This window comes from Serratia sp. Je.1.23.a (assembly GCF_051129805.1).
Taxonomy (GTDB): domain Bacteria; phylum Pseudomonadota; class Gammaproteobacteria; order Enterobacterales; family Enterobacteriaceae; genus Serratia; species Serratia liquefaciens.
This window is the reverse complement of record NZ_JBCPSR010000001.1, coordinates 1,452,743-1,473,453: the sequence shown is the minus strand read 5'-3', so window position 1 is coordinate 1,473,453 and position 20,711 is coordinate 1,452,743. Positions and strand designations below refer to the sequence as shown.

At 53.7% G+C, this 20,711-nt stretch carries 19 protein-coding genes; 14 read left to right on the top strand and 5 right to left on the bottom strand.

The annotated features are described in order from the left end of the window. Positions 1 to 335 precede the first annotated feature (335 nt). Positions 336 to 1,817, top strand: a complete 1,482-nt coding sequence (locus tag AAZT04_RS07150) for a YdgA family protein (protein ID WP_434679414.1) — start codon at positions 336 to 338, stop codon at positions 1,815 to 1,817. A gap of 354 nt (positions 1,818 to 2,171) precedes the next feature. Then, positions 2,172 to 3,701, top strand: a complete 1,530-nt coding sequence (locus tag AAZT04_RS07145; protein ID WP_434679413.1) for a YdgA family protein — start codon at positions 2,172 to 2,174, stop codon at positions 3,699 to 3,701. A 199-nt stretch (positions 3,702 to 3,900) separates the two neighbouring features. Here AAZT04_RS07145 and AAZT04_RS07140 read toward each other — a convergent pair whose 3' ends face one another. Beyond that, positions 3,901 to 5,067: a serine hydrolase domain-containing protein gene (locus AAZT04_RS07140; protein WP_434679411.1), complete on the bottom strand. Its 1,167-nt coding sequence runs from the start codon at positions 5,065 to 5,067 to the stop codon at positions 3,901 to 3,903. A 101-nt stretch (positions 5,068 to 5,168) separates the two neighbouring features. On the opposite strand from AAZT04_RS07140, the gene AAZT04_RS07135 reads away from it, so the two are divergent. The 3 genes from AAZT04_RS07135 to AAZT04_RS07125 all read left to right on the top strand — a co-directional run bounded on the left by AAZT04_RS07135 (position 5,169) and on the right by AAZT04_RS07125 (position 8,095). Beyond that, positions 5,169 to 6,098, top strand: a complete 930-nt coding sequence (locus tag AAZT04_RS07135) for a LysR family transcriptional regulator (protein ID WP_048760935.1) — start codon at positions 5,169 to 5,171, stop codon at positions 6,096 to 6,098. Between the two features lie 163 nt (positions 6,099 to 6,261). Further along, complete coding sequence (locus AAZT04_RS07130; RefSeq protein ID WP_020826743.1) at positions 6,262 to 6,864, top strand: TetR/AcrR family transcriptional regulator; 603 nt, start codon at positions 6,262 to 6,264, stop codon at positions 6,862 to 6,864. A gap of 76 nt (positions 6,865 to 6,940) precedes the next feature. Continuing rightward, a complete protein-coding gene (locus tag AAZT04_RS07125) occupies positions 6,941 to 8,095 on the top strand; it encodes an MFS transporter (RefSeq protein WP_434679408.1) in 1,155 nt (384 codons plus the stop codon). Positions 8,096 to 8,140: 45 nt separating this feature from the next. Here the strand turns inward: AAZT04_RS07125 and ampC are convergent, their stop codons facing one another. After that, a complete protein-coding gene (gene ampC, locus AAZT04_RS07120; protein ID WP_130015675.1) occupies positions 8,141 to 9,277 on the bottom strand; it encodes a cephalosporin-hydrolyzing class C beta-lactamase in 1,137 nt (378 codons plus the stop codon). Positions 9,278 to 9,481: 204 nt separating this feature from the next. On the opposite strand from ampC, the gene AAZT04_RS07115 reads away from it, so the two are divergent. Continuing rightward, entirely contained in the window at positions 9,482 to 10,357 is an 876-nt protein-coding gene (locus AAZT04_RS07115; protein WP_427690418.1) for a LysR substrate-binding domain-containing protein, read from the top strand. 2 nt (positions 10,358 to 10,359) lie between these two features. On the opposite strand, the gene AAZT04_RS07110 is transcribed toward AAZT04_RS07115, so the two are convergent. After that, positions 10,360 to 11,391, bottom strand: coding sequence for a Mal regulon transcriptional regulator MalI (locus AAZT04_RS07110; protein ID WP_046373658.1), 1,032 nt, complete (start codon positions 11,389 to 11,391; stop codon positions 10,360 to 10,362). 261 nt (positions 11,392 to 11,652) lie between these two features. Here AAZT04_RS07110 and malX point away from each other — a divergent pair, with 261 nt between their 5' ends. Beyond that, entirely contained in the window at positions 11,653 to 13,272 is a 1,620-nt protein-coding gene (gene malX / locus AAZT04_RS07105; RefSeq protein ID WP_048760927.1) for a maltose/glucose-specific PTS transporter subunit IIBC, read from the top strand. Beyond that, the gene (locus AAZT04_RS07100) at positions 13,265 to 14,446 is read left to right on the top strand and encodes a MalY/PatB family protein (RefSeq protein ID WP_046373660.1); all 1,182 of its coding nucleotides are present in this window, start codon (positions 13,265 to 13,267) and stop codon (positions 14,444 to 14,446) included. The genes malX and AAZT04_RS07100 overlap by 8 nt, the downstream gene beginning before the upstream one ends. A 203-nt stretch (positions 14,447 to 14,649) precedes the next feature. On the opposite strand, the gene AAZT04_RS07095 is transcribed toward AAZT04_RS07100, so the two are convergent. Continuing rightward, positions 14,650 to 15,018, bottom strand: coding sequence for an NUDIX hydrolase (locus tag AAZT04_RS07095; protein WP_122079186.1), 369 nt, complete (start codon positions 15,016 to 15,018; stop codon positions 14,650 to 14,652). After that, on the bottom strand, positions 15,015 to 15,611 hold the full coding sequence (locus AAZT04_RS07090) for an NUDIX domain-containing protein (protein ID WP_020826734.1): 597 nt from the start codon (positions 15,609 to 15,611) through the stop codon (positions 15,015 to 15,017). The genes AAZT04_RS07095 and AAZT04_RS07090 overlap by 4 nt, the downstream gene beginning before the upstream one ends. A gap of 100 nt (positions 15,612 to 15,711) precedes the next feature. Here AAZT04_RS07090 and AAZT04_RS07085 point away from each other — a divergent pair, with 100 nt between their 5' ends. From AAZT04_RS07085 to AAZT04_RS07060, 6 genes are all read left to right on the top strand, one after another. After that, positions 15,712 to 16,467 carry a DeoR/GlpR family DNA-binding transcription regulator gene (locus AAZT04_RS07085; protein WP_129982928.1) on the top strand — a complete coding sequence of 252 codons (756 nt, stop codon included), beginning with the start codon at positions 15,712 to 15,714 and terminating at the stop codon, positions 16,465 to 16,467. Positions 16,468 to 16,851: 384 nt separating this feature from the next. Next, positions 16,852 to 17,832 (top strand): 6-phosphofructokinase, encoded by a 981-nt coding sequence (locus AAZT04_RS07080; protein WP_129940511.1) that lies wholly within the window; start codon positions 16,852 to 16,854, stop codon positions 17,830 to 17,832. Positions 17,833 to 17,842: 10 nt separating this feature from the next. Beyond that, a complete protein-coding gene (locus AAZT04_RS07075; RefSeq protein ID WP_020826731.1) occupies positions 17,843 to 18,157 on the top strand; it encodes a PTS sugar transporter subunit IIB in 315 nt (104 codons plus the stop codon). Continuing rightward, positions 18,150 to 19,517: a PTS sugar transporter subunit IIC gene (locus AAZT04_RS07070; RefSeq protein ID WP_129982929.1), complete on the top strand. Its 1,368-nt coding sequence runs from the start codon at positions 18,150 to 18,152 to the stop codon at positions 19,515 to 19,517. Before AAZT04_RS07075 ends, AAZT04_RS07070 begins: the two co-directional genes overlap by 8 nt. Beyond that, positions 19,504 to 20,346, top strand: a complete 843-nt coding sequence (locus AAZT04_RS07065) for a class II fructose-bisphosphate aldolase (protein ID WP_048760913.1) — start codon at positions 19,504 to 19,506, stop codon at positions 20,344 to 20,346. Before AAZT04_RS07070 ends, AAZT04_RS07065 begins: the two co-directional genes overlap by 14 nt. 95 nt (positions 20,347 to 20,441) lie before the next feature. Continuing rightward, a complete protein-coding gene (locus AAZT04_RS07060) occupies positions 20,442 to 20,708 on the top strand; it encodes a hypothetical protein (protein ID WP_129982930.1) in 267 nt (88 codons plus the stop codon). Positions 20,709 to 20,711 lie beyond the last annotated feature (3 nt).

Genomic DNA, 20,711 nt, shown 5'->3' with positions numbered 1-20,711 from the left:
CTTGCCGAGCCCCTTTTTATTTCCCCATGCTTACCTCGATTCATTACTTTTATTTTTCGCGCTGCGCTCGTCAAATATACTACCGCGGGCAATTGCAACCTTCGGTGCATGCTATTCAGCAATTAACCCACGTATTGACGGTTAAGCCGCACTGATTAAATCGCGGTTGTTTATCATCTGTTGATATTCCCCTCACTAGCCCCACGAAAATTGATTGCTGAAAGAATGGGCTACGCACACAATTAAACGGTTGCGGGCATTATTTGTTGGCCCCAACTTGCCTATTTATCTGTTTGGAACAGATGGCTCAATTTAATTTAAGGATGAATAAAACCATGAAAAAATCGCTAGTCGCGTTAAGTACTATTGTGGTTCTTGGCGCAGCATGGACCGGGGCCTCCTGGTACACCGGCAAACTGATCGAACAGCGGATGGGTGAAGTGGTTGATAACGCCAACAGCCAGCTGAAAACCTACCTGCCGAAAGCCGGTATTAAACTAGATTACGAAAATTACCAGCGCGGTATTTTCAGCAGTAAAATTCGTTATGTACTCCACCCCGATGACGCTCCGCTGAAAACGGGTGACGAAGTGGCATTCCAGGAAACTATCGACCATGGTCCCTTCCCGTTTACTCAGTTGAAGAAATTCAACCTGCTGCCAAGCATGGCGTCGGTGCATACCGAACTGGAAAACACCCCGGTGACCAATGACCTGTTTGATATCACCAAAGGCAAGTCGCTGTTCACCGCGGAGTCGCGTATTTCCTACAGTGGCGATATTTCTTCTACCATTGATGTGATCCCGCTGGATTACCAAAAAGACAAGTCGGCGTTGATTTTCGCTGGTGCGACCATCAACGCCGATGTATCCCGCGACATGAAGTCCATCACCCTGGACGCCAACAGTGGCAGCGTGATAATCCGTGGCCCGAACCAACTAGGTCAAGCCACTGAGACTCAATTCCTGGGCACTACGCTAAAAAGCCGGACCCATACCGGGCAGTTCGATATCAGCCTGGGCGATCAGAGCCTGGTGTTTAAACAGCTTAAGATTACCGTTGACGGTAAAAACACACTGTTGTTGGGCGGTTTTAAGCTGACGAGCCATTTAGATGAAAAAGACGGCAACCTGAAAGGTCAAATTGATTACGCCATGGATACGCTGAAGGTTAAGAACAGCGACTTTGGCTCCGGCAAACTGTCGGTGAAAATCGACAAACTGGATGCCAAATCACTGAAAAAGTTCGTCGACCGTTACAACCAGCAAGCGAAGGTCAGGTCGCAACAGATGAAAAATATGGATCCCGTTGCTTTCCATCAGCATTCCACCGACATCCTGCTGCAGAACCTGCCGCTGCTGTTGCAGGGCAACCCGTCGATTAGCATTGCACCGCTAAGCTGGAAAAACAGCAAGGGTGAAAGCACCTTTACGCTGAATATGGATCTGACCGATCAAGCGCAGGCCGTCTCCCCGACAGAATCGTCCATTCAGTTGGTTACCCGCTCAGTGAAAAACATCGACGCCAACCTGAATATTCCGGTGGCGATGGCGATGGAAACCGCGGCGCGGTTGACATTACTGCAAGGCTACAGTGCCGAAGAGTCACAGAAAGTGGCGGAACTACAGATAAATGGACTGGCGGAAATCGGCCAAATATTTAAACTGACCACCCTGAAAGAGGGTGTGATCGGCAGTCGCTTCCACTACGCCGATAACCAGGTTGAGTTGAACGGCAACAAAATGTCGCTGCAAGAATTCATCGGCTTGTTCGGCCGGTTTGGCGCTCCAGCGAAAGACGGTACATCTGCGCAATAAACCCAAATTTACACTCAGGGGTTCGGTTTACCGAGCCCTTTTTATTTCCCCATACTTACCTCGATTCACAGCTTTTATTTGTCGCGCTGCACTCGTCAAATACACCACCGTTGGCAATAGCAACCTTCAGTTCATGCTATTCAACAATTAATTCATTGTCAGTTAAGCAGTACTGGTTAAATACGGTTATTTTTCTTCTTTTGAAGTTTCCCTCACAAAATATGTGCATATTGATTGCTTAAAGAGTGAGTTACACACACAATTAAACGGTTGCGGCATTCTTTATTGGCCCCAACTTGCCTATTTATCTGTTTGGAACAGATGGCTCAATTTAATTTAAGGATGAATAAAACCATGAAAAAATCGCTAGTCGCGTTAAGTACTGTTGTGGTTCTTGGCGCTGCATGGACCGGCGCCTCCTGGTACACCGGCAAACTGATCGAACAGCAGATGGGTGCAGTGGTTGATAATGCCAACAGCTTATTAAAATCGAATCTACCGAAAGCCGGCGTTAAACTCGGTTATGAAAATTACCAGCGCGGTATTTTCAGCAGTAAACTCCGTTATGTTCTCCGCGCTGACGGCAGCGTCACCACCGACGATGCTCCGCTGAAAGCGGGTGACAAGGTGGCATTCCAGGAAACCATCGACCATGGTCCCTTCCCGTTTGCCCAGTTGAAGAAATTAAACCTGCTGCCAAGCATGGCATCGGTGCATACCGAACTGGAAAACACCCCGGCGACCAATGGCCTGTTTGATATCACCAAAGGCAAGTCGCTGTTCACCGCGGAGTCGTGTATTTCTTACAGTGGCGATATCTCCTCCACCATTGATGTGATCCCGCTGGATTACCAAAAAGACAAGTCGGCGTTGATTTTCGCTGGCGCGACCATCAACGCCGATGTATCCCGCGACATGAAAGCCATCACCCTGGACGCCAACAGTGGCAGCGTGATAATCCGTGGCCCGAACCAACTGGGTCAGGCCACTGAGACTCAATTCCTGGGCACTACGCTAAAAAGCCAGACCCATACCGGGCAGTTGAATATCAGCCTGGGCAACCTAAACCTGATGTTGAAACAGATTAAGGTTGCTGTTGACGGTAAAGACACCCTGTTGCTGGGCGGTTTTAAGTTGGCGAGCCAGTTAGATGAAAAGGACGGCAACCTGAAAGGTCAAATTGATTACAGCATGGATACGCTGAAGGTTAAGAACAGCGACTTTGGCTCCGGCAAACTGTCGGTGAAAATCGACAAACTGGATGCCAAATCACTGAAAGAGTTCGTCGACCGTTACAACCAGCAGGAGATGACCATGTTGCAACAGGCGCAAACTATGGATCCGACTGCTTATCAACAGCAGAGAACCGACATCCTGCTGCAAAACCTGCCGCTGCTGTGGAAGGGCAATCCGTCGATTAGCATTGCACCGCTAAGCTGGAAAAACAGCAAGGGTGAAAGCACCTTTACGCTGAATCTGGATCTGGATCTGACCGATCCGGCGCAGGCCGGTTCGCCGGCAACATCGATGGAGAAGTTGATTACCCGCACGGTAAAAAGATTCGACTTAAACCTAAGCATTCCGGTAGCAATGGCGACGGAAACCGCGGCGCAATTGACATTATCGCAAGGCTACAGTGCTGAAGAGTCCCAGAAACTGGCGCAACAACAGGTGCAAGGGTTGGCGACCATGGGCCAAATATTTAAACTGACCACCCTGAAAGAGGGTGTGATCGGCAGTCGCTTTCACTACGCCGATAACCAGGTTGATCTGAACGGCAACAAAATGTCGCTGCAGGAATTCATCGGTATGTTTGGCCTGTTGGGCGCACCAGTCGAAGATGGTGCACCGGCACAGGACGCAGTCCCCGCCCCTGCACAGTAAAAGCTAATTCACGCTAAAGGGGCCCGACGATCGGGCCTCTTTTTTATCCGCCGAACCCTATTTCCTGCTTTGCCTTTCTTTCCTGCCTGGCGTTAATCGTCATCATCGACAGTGGCGCATTGGTCAGGCAATATCGGTTTATACGCGGTCAGCCGCGCCGAAACCGCAGCCTTCCTTCATAGGGTTAAGCAGGAGATGCTTAGCGAGTAGGTTCGTTTGTCCCGTAAACAGCATCGCGGATTTGCAGTGGATAACATCCACTCATGCCTTCAAACGCCGTATTGGTCAATGCCACCACGCTGAGCGCCGCTTGCGGATCGTAAAACCAACTGTGGCCATAGACACCGCCCCACTGCAAAGTGCCATTATGCTGAGGTGTCGCCGCCAACTGCGCGTCCTCCAGTACCGCACCGCCGAAACCAAACCCCCAGCCGGGCCCCTGAGTCTCAGCGTGCGACCCGACATGTGGTTGACGCATCAGCGCTGCGGTGGCCGGCTGTAAAATGCCTTCCTTGCCAGTGCGCAAGGTTTCCACCAACTGCAACACGTCGTCTGCATCGCCAACCATGCCAGCGCCGCCAGAAGGATAGGCCTGAGCGTCCAGTGCGCGCGAGGGTGCCAGTTCAATCTCGAAGCCGAACCCTTCCGGCAGGGTCAGCAACATGCCATCTCGTATAGGTTCCGGCTCCGCGGCGGTGTCGTGATACGCCGTTGCCAGATTATCGACATCAGTGGTGTAAAAACCGGTATTACGCAACCCCAAAGGTTGGGCAACCCAATGGTTGAACACCTGCGGCAAGGGCTCGCCCGCCACCTGTTCCAGCACCGCCCCCAGCACATCGATTGCCAGTGAATATCGAAACTCGCTGCCCGGCTCGGCCAACAGATCCGCCTGCGCCAACAGGCGCAGATTCTGTTCCAGCGTTAACGACGACAGTTCCATACCGTCTTTAATACCGAGTCGATGATACGGTCCTTCCGCAGGTTGGCTCAAACGATAATCCAGGCCGGCAGTGTGGCTCAACAAGTGACGGATTTTAATTGGCGGCCGAACCCCATCGGCCAGCGCCGGGGTAAACCACGGCAACCAACGGCTGACGGTATCATCCAGCCCCAGCTTCTGCTGTTCGATCATACGCATGGCCGCCAGCGTAATATAAGGCTTGGACACCGACGACAGCCGAAATTGGGTCTCACGCACCATAGGCTTCTTCTGTTCACGATCGGCATAGCCGCTGGCATTGGCGTAAATCACGCGACCGTGCCGAGCGACCAGCACCACGCTGCCAACGATACGCCCTTCATCAATCGCCTGTTGGCTAACGCCCTGCACTCTTTTTGCTAATGACTGATCCGCTATCGACATGTTTTGTTGCTCTCTGAGGATGATGAAATCAGTCTAAAGCGATTATTATAAAATTAAATGCCACATTTCTTAACGGATCATTAAGCAGGAATTACTGATAGATGAGCTCACTGTTGCAGCTGCTGCCGTTTTTCGAGGCCGTCGCCCGATTGGGCAGTTTTACTCAGGCAGCCAATCAATTGGGCGTCACGCCTCCGGCTGTCTCGCAAAACATTCAGGCGTTGGAAACCCGCCTGGGCGTACGGTTGTTCAACCGCACCAGCCGCTCCGTGCGGCTAAGCGATGAAGGCCGCTTGTTTTATCAACGGGTGGCTCCGGCTATGGGTCAGATTGACGTGGCAGCCGAAGATCTGCGAACTTTGCGCGGCCGCCCTTCCGGGCTGTTACGCATCACTCTGCCACAGCTGGCGGCTTCGCTGCTGGTTATCCCGCATTTGGCCGAGTTTCAGGCGCGTTACCCCGAGATCCAGCTTGAGCTGTTTACCGACGACCATTTCTCCGATCTGGTGCTGGACAGCTTTGATGCCGGTATCCGCATGCACGCCATGCTGCAAAAAGACATGATTGCGGTCCCCATCGACAACGGTCAGAAACGGGTGGTGATCGCCGCCCCCGGCTATTTGGCGCAGCATGGCACGCCGCAAACACCGCAAGCGCTGAGCGATCACGACTGTCTGCGCTACCGTTTTCCCGGCAGCGGTAAATTCGAACCCTGGTACTTCAAGCAGGATGGCGCGCAGCTGACGCTGGAGGTCGGCGGCAGCCTGATATTTAACGAAGACAGATTGATTAAAGATGCCGCGCTGGCGGGATTAGGCATCACCCAGCGATTTATCGGCACGGTACACCGTGAACTGAGCAGTGGGCAACTGGTGGAAGTTCTGGCCGATTACGGCAGCGATGCTCCCGGATTTTTCCTCTATTTTCCCGCCAGTCGGCACATGCCGCTCAAGCTGCGCGTGTTTATTGATTTTATGCGCGAAAAACGAGCGCAACAGTCTCCTTTCGAAAAAAGCCTTAGCGCCCCCTGAGTCTTTTTTGGAAGCACCGTGACAGAAAATGACATAACAAACTGATAAATATATATATATCCTCTTAGGCTATTCGATAAATAACCGAGGGGAAATTATTTGACTGATCGTTCCACAATCAATACTATACGGCCTCAACTCATTTAAAGCCCCCCAACCCGCCATGAGTGCTGAAAAACCTATCTATCCAGGTCGTCCGAGACAGTTCGAAGATGAGGATGTCATTGATGCCGCCGTGGCCGTTTTTAGCGTCAATGGCTATGCAGGCACCTCTGCGCAAGATTTATGCAACGGTACCGGGTTGGGGAGAGGAAGCCTATATAATGCCTTTGGTAGCAAGCAAGCTCTGTACGAGCAAGCGTTGTTGCGCAGCCATGAACACACCATGTCGGCGCAATTAGCCATTCTCACACAGCCTGGCCTGGTGAAGGAGCGACTACGTACCCTGCTGCTGTGGGGAATTGCCGAAGATCTCTCGCAACCCGAGCAACATGACGCCATGGTCTTGTTCTCGGCACTGGAGCGAGGCAGCAAAGACCAGGCGGTCGCCAGTCTGAATCAGGAATATCGGCAACGTTTAGAACAAACCCTGGTCGCGGTGTTTACCGAAGGCCAACAAACAGGAGAACTCGGTAGCAAAGCATCCGCGATTGAAATGGCCAGAGGCTTTTTAGCCGGTTATTACGGTTTGCGCGTGCTGAATAAAAACATTTCAGATAGAAACACCCTCGAAGACGTCGTCGCAGGTCTGTTAATCAACTTATAAAACAAAGAAAAAATCTCACGCAGAGTATTAAATATTTTTGTAACGATCATTCAAAATCCAGGAGAGCAGTAAAGCTATGCCGTTAGCAGTGTATATATTGGGGTTGGCCATTTTTTCAATTGGCACAGCAGAATTAATGGTGGCGGGCATGATGTCTACTTTGTCCGAAGCCTTTAGCATCACCGTCGGGGAAGTTGGCCATTTGATTTCTTATTATGCCTTTGGCGTGATGTTGGGTGGCCCGGTATTAACCTATTTTTTCTTGAAATTTAAAGCCCCCTACCGAACCACCTTATTGTGGCTATTAGCTCTGTATGTGGTGGTACAAGGTTTGAGTGCCTTTATTTCCGACTATTCTATTCTGGTTGCTATCCGAATTGTGACGGGCATTTTGTGCGCTGGGTGTTTGAGCCTCTCGCTGGCGACCAGCATGGCGCTGGTTCCGATACAACACCGCCCGCGCGCCGCTTCAATAGTCATCGGCGGTTTCATGGTCTCTAACGTATTCGGCGTCCCTCTTGCGACTATCATCGATCAACACTGGGGCTGGCGCATCACCTTCGGTCTGGTCGCCGTGTTGGTCTTTATCTGTTTGCTTGCGCTGGTGCGCCTGTTACCTGCTATCGCCGCAGGCAGGACGCTCAAAATGGCAGAGGAAATCAAGGCTTTTAAAAACAAGGCCTATTGGAAAGCCTGCACCACCAGCTGCTTAATTCTGGGTGCCAGCTTCGCGGCCTTCAGCTATTTCGTTCCCGTTTTGGTCGACGTCAGCGGCTTTAGCATGCAGACCGTGCCCTTTATTTTGATGCTTTACGGCCTGGCCAATATTGTCGGTAACATGATCACCGGGCGCTTGGCCTATCGCCACAGCCTGGCGATTATGGTGGTGGGACTGTCTATTCTCAGCCTGTCGTTGTTCGGCATGGCGTTATTTGCCGAATACCCGTTAATCGCCATTTGCGCGGTAATACTGATTGGCCTATCCGGTGTGCCAATGAACCCTGCCATGATGGCGAGAATTGTTAGCGTGGCGCATCCAGGGCCTATGGTTAATGCGGTTCATACCTCAGTGATTAATATTGGTTTAGGCGGCGGTTCTTATTTGGGGGGAATGGCGATCGCCTCCGGTTATGGCTTGCGTTCGGCGTTGTGGATCGGGATGGTATTGGCAGTATTGGCTCTGTTGTCAATTTTACCCTATTTGCGTCGCGGTCAGCAGGGCTGGCGTTAATTTATAACGTGTGAAGTCAGGGGCGCCGCAGCGCCCCTATTGGTATCAGCGTTTGTCCAGCGCCTGAACAATACGGTAAGTGGCTGCAACCCGGTCATCGTTCGGGAACCATTTATTGGCCAGCATCACCACCGCAATTTTTTGCGAAGGGATAAATACCGCATAAGTGGAGAAGCCGCCGGTCGAACCGGTTTTGTTGTACCAGGCCGCGCCCTGATCCTGCTTCGGCGGCGTTATCGCCGTGGCCGGCGCCCCGTTCATGATCATCCCGGCATTGTTGCCTTCCGTCAGCGTCGCCAACTTCTCTGGATACGCATAGCTTTCCCACATCAGATCCTGAGTAAACACCCCGGTACGGTAATAACCGGTATGGGTGGCCGCCAGCGCCTTGCGCCACGGATCCCCGACCTTGACCACCTGCATGTTGGCGTCGAGGTAGCGGATCAGATCCTGGGCGTTGGACTTGATGCCGTAGGCTTCGGCATCCAATGGCCCCGGCGTGACGCGCACCGGTTGGTCTTTTTTATTGTAACCCTGGGCGTAATTCGCCATTTCTTCGGCTGGCACCTTAATATAAGTGTGATTCATCCCCAGAGCCGGCAGCAGCTGTTTTTCCATCGCCTGAGTAAAAGGCTGGTTCAGGCTCTTGGCGGTAATCATCCCCAGCATACCGATGCCCAGGTTGGAATAAACGCGGTAGCTGCCCACCGCATGCGGCGGCTGCCATTGTTGGTAATAGGCCATCAACTGCGCGTCGTTGGTCACGTCGTCCGGGACAAACAGCGGCAAACCGGAGGTGTGGGTCGCCAGATTCAACAAGGTGACATGGTCAAATGCGCTGCCGCGCAACGCCGGCAAATATCGACTGGCCGGATCGGCAAACGACATTTTGCCTTCACTGACCGCGTAGGTCGCCAAGGTCGCAGTGAAGGTTTTGCTCAATGAACCAATTTCAAACAGCGTCTGGTTGGTGATTGGTTTGCCGGTCTGCCTGGACGCCACGCCATAGTGATAAAACTGCTGTTTCCCCTCTACCGATACCGCAATTGCCATGCCTGGAACGGCATATTTCTGCATCAGCGGCTGAATAATGGCGTCAATGTCGGCTTTATCGGCGGCATGGCCTGCCGGCAGGATCAGTGCGGCGAACAACGCGGCCGCCAAGCGATTTATTTTCGTCATAATGAAGCTCTTGAGTTTTAGGGTATCGGCCGAGGCTAAAAGATTTTGTTGTCATTCGACACAAAGACATCCCTGGTTGATGAAGGTATTCCTTTTCTGACTGCGTGATATCCGCACCAGCTGCGCAAAATATCGGGGTTTAGACATAGATTGACAAGCGATAATAATTTCAGCCAGCATAAAGAAAAACTTATGGCTTAGCTTATGCGCAATCGACTTCCTCTGAATGCTCTGCGGGCGTTTGAATCCTCCGCCCGCCACCTGAATTTTACCCGCGCCGGATTGGAACTGAGCGTTACCCAGGCCGCCGTCAGCCAACAGGTGCGAACGCTCGAACAACAATTGGGTATTCAACTGTTCCGGCGGCTGCCGCGTGGTCTGGATCTTACCGAAGAAGGACAGGCGTTGCTGCCGATATTGACCGACGCCTTCGACCGCATTGAATCGGTGCTGCAGCAGTTCGAAGGCGGGCATTTCCATGAGGTGCTGACGGTGGCGGTGGTCGGTACCTTTGCCGTAGGGTGGCTAATGCCGCGTCTGGCGGCCTTCAAAGCATCGCATCCGTTTATCGATCTGCGTGTCTTGACCAACAATAACCTGGTTAACCTGTCCGCCGACGGAATGGATTTTGCTATCCGCTTCGGCGAAGGACGCTGGCCCGCTACCCACAACCTTAAATTGTTTGACGCCCCGCTGACGGTGCTGTGCCCGCCGGAAATCGCCCAACGCCTGCGCACACCGCAGGATCTGCAAAACGAACTTCTGATGCGCAGCTATCGCAAAGACGAATGGGAGCGTTGGTTCACCGCGGCACAGGTCACGCCATGGCGGATAAACGGCCCGGTATTCGACTCTTCGCGGCTGATGGTGGAAGGTGCCATTCACAGCGGCGGCGTCGCCCTGGCACCGGCCCGCATGTTTGCTCGCGAATTACGCGAGGGGGTATTGCTGCGCCCCTTTGCCGCCGAAGCCAATCTTGGTGCTTACTGGCTCACCCACCTGAAATCACGCGATATGACACCCGCGATGAAGGTGTTTGTCGGTTGGATACAGCAACAGGCCAATGAAGAGTCGGCGTAAATTCAGGCAGAACCGCGTTTAATCAACATCGGTGGCAGGATAACGTTTTGCGGCGGCAACCCGGTATCAGCAATCCGCTGTAGCAAGCGTGAGGCCGCGCTGCGGCCCACTTCACGCGCAGAACTGGAAACCAGCGTCAAGGGCGGCTCGGTCAGTTCGGCTTCCGGAACGTCGCCAAAACCGATCAGGGCCACCTGCTGACCGTAATAGGTATCCACACCTTCCGAGCCAATACTGCGCCCGCTACGTACGATGCCAAAATAAGCCCCCAGCGCCACCGACGCCTTGTGGCACACCAGTGCGCTGATGTTCGGATACTGGCGCAGCAGATTTTCTGCCGCTTCCGCCGCCGCCCGTTGCTGACAATCGCACTCGACAATCCATTCGGTGCGAAAAGGCAGGCCGTACTGTACCAACGTGGCGCAAAAGCCCCCCAGGCGCTCGGCGCGGGTCAACGAGCTGCTTTGCCCGCCGAGATAGGCGATTTGACTGTGGCCGCGTTTGATCAGAAATTCAGTGGCCAGTTTGGCGGCCTGCATATTGTCCGGCCGCACCACGTCTACCCCGTCCAAACCGTTGGAACGTGCCGCACAGACTAACGGAACCCCCTGCTCTGCGGCTTTTTCCTTCAGCCCCTCGGCCATACGCACGCCGCCCGCCAGCACCATGCCGTCAACGCCGTGCTCCAGCAGGGTATCAAAACAACGCATCAGCCCTTTGCCATCGCGACCGCTTTGGGTCAGGAACAGCACTTTGCCGTGTTCCTCCAGCACTTCGCTCAGCCCGGCGGTCATTTCCGCATAAAACGGTTCGCAAATATCACGCAGGATCAGCCCAATCACGCCCGACTCTCCGCCACGCAGCGTCGCCGCCTGACGGTTACGCACGTAGCCCAGGCTTTCAATCGCCTGATTCACCCGCGTTACGGTGGTCGATGAAATGCGCCCTTTGCCACTCAGCACCAGCGAAACCGTAGTGACGGAGACGCCAGCCTGCTGCGCAACATCAGTGATGGTGATCTTTTTGATGGTCATGACCTCGGCGAGCCCGATCCTGGGCATTCTGTCCCTGGCCACTCAAGGGTAGCAAGCCAGGGGGATGTCTCTTGGAGCAAATGGTATACCGAATCTGTTTGATCAGTAAAACGTTTTACTGGCTCATCCATTCTCACCGCAAAGCAGGCTTTGAAATTGTGATTAGCGGCGCATTTTTGCTAGGTAAAACGTTTTATCTTATTTTTACCTAACAGGGGTACACACCATTTTTGCATGCTTTTTCGCCAGGAGCCGCCGGTTATGCCAGCACCTAAAAAACAAAAAATTACGCTCTGGGAGTTTTTCCAGAGCCTGGGCAAAACATTCATGCTGCCCGTCGCCCTGCTGTCGTTCTGCGGCATCATGCTGGGGATCGGCAGTTCGCTAAGCAGCCGCGACGTCATCACCCTGATGCCGTTTATCGGCCACCCAGCCTTCCAGTTGTTGTTCACATGGATGAGCAAGATTGGCTCATTCGCCTTCAGCTTCCTGCCGGTGATGTTTGCCATCGCCATTCCGCTGGGCATGGCGCGTGAAAACAAGGGTGTCGCCGCGTTCTCGGGCTTTGTCGGTTTTGCGGTGCTGAACCTGGCCACCAACTTCTATCTGACCACCGCTGGCATTTTGCCCACCACCGATCCGCTGGTGCTGAAAGCCAATAACATCCAGAACATCCTCGGCATTCAGTCGATCGATACCGGCATTCTGGGTGCGGTGATCGTCGGCATTATCGTTTACCTGCTGCATGAGCGTTTTAATACCATTCGACTGCCGGATGCGCTGGCGTTCTTTGGCGGCACCCGCTTCGTGCCGATCGTCACTACCCTGGTACTGGGCCTGTGTGGGCTGGTGATTCCTCTGATCTGGCCGTGGTTTGCCGCCGGCATCAACGGCCTGGGCTGGGTGATTAATGGTGCCGGTGCCTTTGGGCCGATGATTTTCGGTACCGGCGAACGCCTGCTGTTGCCGTTCGGCCTGCACCATATTCTGGTGGCGCTAATTCGCTTTACCGAGGCGGGCGGCACGCTGGACGTATGCGGCCATAGCGTCAGCGGCGCACTGACCATCTTCCAGGCTCAACTCTCTTGCCCGACCACCACCGGCTTTGCCGAAAGCGCCACCCGCTTCCTGTCACAGGGTAAAATGCCGGCATTCCTCGGCGGTCTGCCGGGGGCGGCGTTGGCAATGTATCACTGCGCCAAACCGGAAAACCGCCATAAGATTAAGGGCCTGCTGATCTCCGGCGTAGTGGCCTGCGTGGTCGGCGGGACTACCGAACCGATCGAGTTCCTGTTCCTGTTCGTCGCGCCTTTCCTGTACTTTATTCACGCCATCCTGACCGGGCTGGGCTTCACCGTGATGGCGCTGCTGGGTGTAACCATCGGCAACACCGACGGCAACATCATCGACTTCGTGGTGTTCGGCATCCTGCACGGTACCGCCACCAAGTGGTATCTGGTGCCGATCGTTGCCGCCATCTGGTTCGCGGCCTACTACGCTATTTTCCGCTTCTCCATTCAGCGCTTTAATATCAAAACGCCGGGCCGTGAAAGCGAGACTGCCGGCAGCCAAAGCGCCCCTGTCGGTGCGGTAGGCAAATCCGGTTATAACGTGCCGGCAATCCTGGCGGCGCTGGGCGGTAGCGAGAACATCGTCTCTTTGGATAACTGCATCACCCGTTTACGCTTGTCCGTTGATGATATGAGCAAAGTGGACGATGCCGCGCTGAAAGCCAACCGCGCGATTGGCGTGGTGCACCTTAACGAGCATAACCTGCAGGTGGTGATCGGCCCGCAGGTGCAATCGGTGAAAGATGAATTAGACTCACTGATAGCCGCCGCGCAACCTGCTGCGGCCCTGCAGGGAGCGTCTCATGTTTGATTTTTCTACCCCGGTCGATCGGCACGGTACCTGGTGCACGCAGTGGGATTACATTGCCGATCGCTTTGGCCATGACGATTTATTGCCTTTTACCATCTCCGATATGGATTTCGCCACCGCACCCTGCATTATCGAGGCGCTGCAACAGCGCCTGCAGCATGGCGTGCTGGGGTATAGCCGCTGGCAGCATGAAGATTTTCTCGGTGCGGTACGCCACTGGTATCAACAGCGCTTTGCGACCCCCGTCGACACCAACATGGCCGTGTATGGCCCGTCGGTAATTTATATGGTGGCGCAACTGATTCGCCTGTGGTCGGCACCGGGTGAATACGTGGTTACCCATACCCCGGCCTATGACGCCTTTTATAAGGTGATCCTCGGTAATCAGCGCCAACTGTTGGCCTGCCCGCTGCATCAGCAGGGTAACGACTGGCTGTGCGATATGGCGCACCTGGAAGCCTTGCTGGCACGGCCACAGACCAAAATTCTGCTGCTGTGCAGCCCGCAGAACCCGACCGGCAAGGTATGGCGCGCGGAAGAATTGCAGCAGATGGCCGAGCTGTGCGAACGCCACGACGTACGGGTGATCAGCGATGAGATCCACATGGATATGGTCTGGGGGGAAAACCGCCACACGCCGTGGAGTCAGGTCGCCACCACGCCCTGGGCACTGCTGACTTCAGGTTCGAAAACCTTCAATATCCCGGCGTTGACCGGCGCCTACGGTTTTATCAGTGACGATGCCAGCCGCGAGGCTTATTTCCAGCAGTTGAAAGCGCGCGACGGCTTATCTTCCCCGGCGGTGCTGGCGGTGGCGGCGCATATTGCCGCTTATCGCCATGGCGAACCCTGGTTGGATGCGCTGCGTGATTACCTGCAGGACAACCTGACGTACGTCGCCGAGCGGCTGAATCAGGCCTTTCCTGCCCTGGCCTGGCAGCCGCCGCAGTCTACCTATCTGGCCTGGATCGATCTGCGCCCACTGGGCATAGACGATCGCCAGCTACAGCAGGTTCTGATCGAACGCGAAAAGGTAGCGATTATGCCCGGTTTCACCTACGGCGAAGAAGGCCGTGGCTTCCTGCGGCTGAACGTAGGTTGCCCGCGCAGCAAGCTCGAAGCAGGCATGGACAAGCTGATAAATGGGTTGAAGTTTGTGTTGGACGAGGTTTGAACTGAGGGGCTGGAAGGCAGGCGAAAGCCTGCCTGAAACCGTTGACGAAGTGCTCTGCTGTTTTACTGTAGGGCGCTGCATGCTGCGCCCATTAGAATAATCAATGAGTTAAATCGGGTCGAACATGTTCGACCCCTACCGGCTTAGCCTTTCGCGGGTATGTCCGCAGTCTGAGGCAGGCGAAAGCCTGCCTTTTTTCATTCTTATGGCGTCAACTGCGGGATATCATCCAGACGATAATACACCGGTATTCCCCACTCATTAGCCAGGCGCACGTCGTTATCCGCGCCGGCCGACGCCCCTTCGATGCGATAAATAGCCTGGCACTGGGCTATCAGTCGGTGGGCCACCGGATAGAGAAAGGCTTCACTCACCGCATCCCCCAACTGGGTCGAACCGGCCGCCGCTGCCAGGGGCAGCGCCAACCATTCGCCGATCACCGGCACATGCCCACGCTGATAGACCGCCAGCGCGGCCTGCTCCAACCGGTGCAAGTTGTCGGCAATGCGCTGTGTATCGCCATCGGTGCCGCTACGGTACGGGCCGGCAATCAGGATCAGTTGGGCGCTCATAAACGCTTCTCCAGAGTGTGGTTTAGGGCAACAAACTGCAGCAGCATGATGGTTTTGGCATCGACAATGGTGCCCTGGCTGACAGCGCGCAGTGCGTCTGCCAACGGCAGTTCGATCACTTCGAGATCTTCGCCTTCCGCCTCCACCCCGCCGCCATCGCTGACCCGCTCATCAGCCTGGTATTCGCCGACAAAAAAGTGCAGTTTCTCCGTCACCGAACCGGGGCTCATGTATGCTTCAAACACCTTTTGCACGTTTTGCACGATATAGCCGGTTTCTTCTTCCGCTTCAGCCCGGATGCGCTCTTCTGGCGACGCATTGTCCAGCAACCCGGCGGCAGCCTCTATCAGCATGCCGTCGTGCCCATTGACGAACGCCGGGAAGCGGAACTGACGCGTAAGCACTACCTTTTGCCTTTGCCGGTTAAACAGCAAAATGGTGGCTCCATCGCCGCGGTCGTAGGTTTCACGGCTTTGTCGCTGCCATACGCCATCGCGACGCAAAAAATCAAAGGTGGTTTTTTTCAGCAAATACCAGTCATCAGACAGTACCCGGGTTTCGACAATGCGAACCCGATCTTGGGTAGCGATCATGGTGCTCAACTCCACAAGCAGGAAAGGAAATTGATACTATCGTGCATTTTCGTGTATGATCAAGACATTTCGTGCAGCGCAAATTTAACGGGAAAACGCCATGCTCACCAGCCAACGTAAAAAAATCATTCTGGAAAAACTGGCTCAGGACGGACAGGTTCTGGCCAAACAGCTCAGCGAGATGTTCGGGTTGTCCGAAGATACCCTGCGGCGCGATCTGCGCGAATTGGACAGTGAAGGCCTATTGCAACGAGTGCACGGCGGAGCGCTGCCGGTCTCCCCGGCCATTGCCACCTTTGCCGAAAGAAACGGGCAGGAATCCGCCGCCAAACGTGCGATTGCCAAAGCCGCGGCGGCAATGATTACCCCTGGGCAAGTGGTGATTCTGGATGGCGGCACGACTTCTGCCGAATTGGTCAGGCAGCTCCCGCCCACGCTAGAAGCCACCGTCGTCACCCACAGCCCCAGCGTGGCCGTCGGTCTGGTAGACCACCCGAAGCTCGAAGTGATCCTGATCGGCGGGCGTTTATATAAACATTCGATCGTCAGCGTTGGCGCAGCCGCAGTGGAAGCCATGTCTCATATTCGCGCCGATATTTATTTTATGGGCGTGACTGGCGTGCACCCTACCGCCGGCCTAAGCACCGGCGATCTCGAAGAGGCTTACATCAAGCGGGCACTGGCAGCACGGGCGGCAGAAACCGTGGTATTGGCCTCGGCCGCCAAGCTCAATGCCGCCTCGCAATATGCCATTGGCGATATTTCCATGGCGCAGAGTATTATCGTCGAGCGTTCCACCGATGCTGCACTGACGGGCCCGCTGGAACAGGCCGGTTTGACCGTGGTTAGAGCCTGAATAACCTCAATCATTAAATAACTTAATAAATACGTGGCTATTTCTTTTATCCGCGTATTTATTAACGTCACACTCAGCGTATCGAATAAAAATGCGAGAGTTATCACACTTCATTAAACTTATTTCTTTGCTCCTCGCCATTGATGACGGTAAAGCCGGCCTTAACGCGACGTGAACGCAACTCGTTGATTATTAATAATCATCATCTAAAAATCTCGAAGCCGACAAAAATAAAATGAGATCTCCTTCGCAAAATTAATCCTGCCGGCAAGCCTGTCAAGGCCATCTATAAAAATATTTGTGATAGTTTTGTGATGTCGCCTGCAAATTTTACCGATGCCAAAAATGACAATGAGCTCCACGGAATTAGCTGGAGACAGGTATATGAAGATTGGCGTAGTAATAAGCGGCGGCGATGTCACCGGGATCAATAACTTTATTTTCCAGGTCGCCAGGTTGGCGCAGGCAGATATCATTCTGTTTAACGGCGGCATCCCCGGATTATTGGCTAATCAGCACCATCCTATTGCCCAACGCGATTTGGTTGATTTCTCCATTTCATCAATGCCGATAATCTCTTCCGGCCGCACGGCCAAGAAATTGACGGCTGGAGAATATGAAACCATCAGCAAACAGCTTAAGGCCTTGCACACAGACGTGCTTATTATGGCCGGCGGTGACGGGTCGCTGCAGTTTTTAAATACGCTCAGTGAATTCGGTATTAACTGTTTTGGCGTGGGGATGACTATCGACAATGACGTTTTCGGCAGTCATTACAGCATTGGCTTTTCCACCGCCTGCGAACAGGTGATAAAAGAAGTTTCAAAACTGAGAAACACCGGGCGCGCCCTGCCCGGACGCGTGTTCATGATTGAGCTGCTGGGCGGTTACTGCGGGGAGTTGACGCTGCAATCGGCCATCAAATCCAATGCGGATTTTGCCCTGATCCCGGAATGCCAATATGCCTTGAATCAGCTGGCAGAAAAAATAACTCAACGACTTGAGCAGCAAAATAGCGTGATTATTTTGTGCTCAGAGGGTTATACCAAAGAATACTCGCCCGGTTTTCAAGGCGCTATCGACACCATGATTAAACAATTGGAGCCCAAAATTGGCGTGCGTATTCGTAAAACGATTATGGGCTACGGTCTGCGCAATGGTGAACCGACCGGCGAAGAGATTTATCAGGGGACCATTATGGCCAGCGAAGTGGTTCGCTGTATTTATTCAGGAATGAAGAACAAGGCAATCATTATTAATGCCGGCAACCAACCTATTCCCATCGATTTAATCAGCATGCAGAAACGTTTGGTTGATACCGAAGGACACCATTACAAACTCGCCAGGCAATTAAATATAATCTGAGGAGATATCCATGCTTAAAATACTGTGCGTATGTGGCTGTGGCCTCGGCTCCAGCTTTGCCATCGAAATGAGCGCAAGAGCGGTGCTGAAGAAATTAGAGATTGAGGCAGATATTGATCACACTACTATCTCTGAGGCCAGCGCCTTTAAATCAGATATTATTCTTACCCAGAAAACCTTCGCCGATATTTTAAATGCCGACGCCAGCGAAGAGGAAAAGAAGCGGGTCATTATTCTGCATCGGCTTACCGATAAAGTGGAAATTGAGCAAAAGATCGTGGCCTTCCTGAAAGAACGTGACATGAAGGAAACCCGCCATGAATAGCCTGATTGACTTTATCGTCAAAGATCTGTTGGGCCAGGCTTCCATTCTGGTCGCTTTTATCGCCATGCTGGGGCTATTGCTGCAGAAGAAATCCATCGGCAAAGTGGCCGAAGGCACCTTCAAAACCCTGCTGGGTTTCCTGATCATGATGGCGGGCATCAACATTATTGTCGGTGCCTTGACCTATCTGAACAGTATATTCACCCAAGGGTTCGGCATGACCGGTTATATCACCGACGTCGCCGCCATCGCCGGCCTGGCCAACCGCGAGTTGGGTTCAGAAGTGGCGCTAACCCTGATGGTAATTTTCGCGGTGAATATCATCATTGCGCGCATTACTCCGTTCAAATACATCTTCCTGACCGGCCAGGCATTGCTGTGGATGGCCACCATAGGGGCAGTGATCGGCTACAAGGCCGGGCTGACCGGCATGCCGCTGATTCTGACCGGCGGCATATTCGGCGGCGTGATGGCGGTTTTGATGCCTGCGCTGGCCCAGCCGGTGGTGCGCAAAATCACCGGTTCGGACGATGTGGCCCTGGGGCACTTCTGCACCATCGGTTATCTGGTACAGGCTGCCGTCGCCAAGGTGGTCGGTAAGGGCTCCCGCTCTACCGAAGACCTGGAGCTGCCCGATAACTTCAAGTTCCTGCAGGACACCTACCTGTCGATGGCGGTGGTGATGATCCCGATGTATCTGATCCCGGCGCTGGCTGCCGGTCCGCAGTATATCGTCCAGTATGCCGGCGGCATGAACTACCTGATGTATTCCTTTATGCAGGCCATCCAGTTTGTCGCCGGCGTATTTATCCTCTATAGCGGCGTACGCCTGCTGCTCAATGAGCTGGTACCCGCCTTCCGCGGTATCGCCCTGCGCGTCGTGCCGGATGCCAAACCGGCGCTGGATTGTCCGGTGCTGTTCCCTTACGCCCCCAACGCGGTGATCGTCGGCTTCCTCGCCACCACCCTTGGCTCAATCATCGGCATGATCGTTTTCCCAATGTTCGGTCTGGCGATGATCCTGCCCGGTCTGCTGACCAACTTCTTCGCCGGCGGCACCGCAGGCATCTTCGGTAATGCGCTGGGTGGCCGTCGCGGCGCCATGATTGGCGGGGTTGTTCACGGCCTGTTTATCACCTTCCTGCCGGCCATTCTGGTACCGATGCTGGAAAGTTACGGCTTTGTCGGGGTGACCTTCAGCGACTCCGACGTCATCAGCAGTGGGCTGGTGATGGGACATGCTTTCCAGGGCAACTGGCTATTCATCGCCCTGTTCATCGCCTTCGTCACGCTGATTGCGTGGTTTGTTAACGGTAAATCAACCAAGCACCATGAGGAAAAAGTCCATGAAACTCTATAATTTCAACGAGCTGTTGTCAGTGGCCAAAGCCCGAGATTTCAAGGCGATAGGTTCATTCAATCTCCACTGTCTGGAAATGTTACCGGCCTTTTTCAAAGCGGCCAAAAGTATGCACAGCCCGTTGATGATCCAGATTTCGACCGGTACTGCCGAATATTTGGGTTACAGGCTGCTGGTTGATTCGGTGCGTTCTCTGGCCCAAAGCGAGGATGTTCCCACCTGCCTGCATTTGGATCACTGCTCTGACATTGCCTCCATCGAGACGGCGATTGACGCAGGCTTCAGTTCGGTAATGTATGACGGTTCGCACCTGGAAATGGATGAGAACATCGCCAATACCCGTCGAGTGATCGACATTGCTCGTCAACATAACGTGTCGGTAGAAGCCGAATTGGGTGCCATCGGCGGCTCCGAAGACGGTAAGGCGGTGGCGGAAGAGGATATCTGCTTTACCACGGTGGAAGATGCCAAGCGCTTTGTCGATGAAACCGGGGTCGATATGCTGGCGGTCTCGGTAGGCACCGTCCACGGGCTCTATACCGGCAAGGCGCATATCCAGCACCAGCGTCTGGCGGAAATCACCGCCGCCACAGGTACCCCGCTGGTGCTGCATGGCGGTACCGGCGTCAGCGATGAGGATATGCGGCTCGCGGTAGCCGGTGGCATCGAGAAAGTGAACGTGGGCACCGAGATGAACGTGCAATGGGTAGACCGATGCAAACAAACCTTTGAAAAGGGCAAGGTCAATGACAGCGTGCGCAAATTCCTGATCCCCGCCAACAATGCCGTTACCCAGGTATTAACGGAAAAGATCGGCCTGTTTAAATAATCACTGCCCTATTTTCTTTTTTATAAAACCCACAACCCTGGTGCCCCGGCGCCCGTCGGGGCTGGAAAGTTCACGCTTAATTTGTGGAGAAGGTCATGTTTAATTTTATGAAAAGTACGCGAAACAAAGAACTTGATCACGGCCTACAGAATGTCGAAGCCAATGAAATATCAGCCGAAATTAGTGTATTAGAACAGCAGTTGGCCACAGCGCCGGCGGATAGCGAAATTCATAAGGCTTTAATGCTGGCTTATAATCGCGCATTAAAGATTTATGCCAAAAATAAAAGCTATCGTCAGCAGATCGATGGAATTTTTATTAAAATGGATGAGCTGCGCAATATTATCAGGAAGTCTCTGTGAGGG

Bases quoted from the DNA above. Each gene is read 5' to 3' on its own strand.
- AAZT04_RS07110 (WP_046373658.1), bottom strand. From the start codon at position 11,391: ATGACCATCAAAAAGATCACCATCACTGATGTTGCGCAGCAGGCTGGC.
- AAZT04_RS07140 (WP_434679411.1), bottom strand. From the start codon at position 5,067: ATGTCGATAGCGGATCAGTCATTAGCAAAAAGAGTGCAGGGCGTTAGC.
- AAZT04_RS07095 (WP_122079186.1), bottom strand. From the start codon at position 15,018: ATGAGCGCCCAACTGATCCTGATTGCCGGCCCGTACCGTAGCGGCACC.
- AAZT04_RS07060 (WP_129982930.1), top strand. From the start codon at position 20,442: ATGTTTAATTTTATGAAAAGTACGCGAAACAAAGAACTTGATCACGGC.
- AAZT04_RS07085 (WP_129982928.1), top strand. From the start codon at position 15,712: ATGCTCACCAGCCAACGTAAAAAAATCATTCTGGAAAAACTGGCTCAG.
- AAZT04_RS07125 (WP_434679408.1), top strand. From the start codon at position 6,941: ATGCCGTTAGCAGTGTATATATTGGGGTTGGCCATTTTTTCAATTGGC.
- AAZT04_RS07130 (WP_020826743.1), top strand. From the start codon at position 6,262: ATGAGTGCTGAAAAACCTATCTATCCAGGTCGTCCGAGACAGTTCGAA.
- AAZT04_RS07070 (WP_129982929.1), top strand. From the start codon at position 18,150: ATGAATAGCCTGATTGACTTTATCGTCAAAGATCTGTTGGGCCAGGCT.
- AAZT04_RS07075 (WP_020826731.1), top strand. From the start codon at position 17,843: ATGCTTAAAATACTGTGCGTATGTGGCTGTGGCCTCGGCTCCAGCTTT.
- AAZT04_RS07065 (WP_048760913.1), top strand. From the start codon at position 19,504: ATGAAACTCTATAATTTCAACGAGCTGTTGTCAGTGGCCAAAGCCCGA.
- AAZT04_RS07115 (WP_427690418.1), top strand. From the start codon at position 9,482: ATGCGCAATCGACTTCCTCTGAATGCTCTGCGGGCGTTTGAATCCTCC.
- ampC (WP_130015675.1), bottom strand. From the start codon at position 9,277: ATGACGAAAATAAATCGCTTGGCGGCCGCGTTGTTCGCCGCACTGATC.
- AAZT04_RS07150 (WP_434679414.1), top strand. From the start codon at position 336: ATGAAAAAATCGCTAGTCGCGTTAAGTACTATTGTGGTTCTTGGCGCA.
- AAZT04_RS07080 (WP_129940511.1), top strand. From the start codon at position 16,852: ATGAAGATTGGCGTAGTAATAAGCGGCGGCGATGTCACCGGGATCAAT.
- AAZT04_RS07145 (WP_434679413.1), top strand. From the start codon at position 2,172: ATGAAAAAATCGCTAGTCGCGTTAAGTACTGTTGTGGTTCTTGGCGCT.
- malX (WP_048760927.1), top strand. From the start codon at position 11,653: ATGCCAGCACCTAAAAAACAAAAAATTACGCTCTGGGAGTTTTTCCAG.
- AAZT04_RS07135 (WP_048760935.1), top strand. From the start codon at position 5,169: ATGAGCTCACTGTTGCAGCTGCTGCCGTTTTTCGAGGCCGTCGCCCGA.
- AAZT04_RS07100 (WP_046373660.1), top strand. From the start codon at position 13,265: ATGTTTGATTTTTCTACCCCGGTCGATCGGCACGGTACCTGGTGCACG.
- AAZT04_RS07090 (WP_020826734.1), bottom strand. From the start codon at position 15,611: ATGATCGCTACCCAAGATCGGGTTCGCATTGTCGAAACCCGGGTACTG.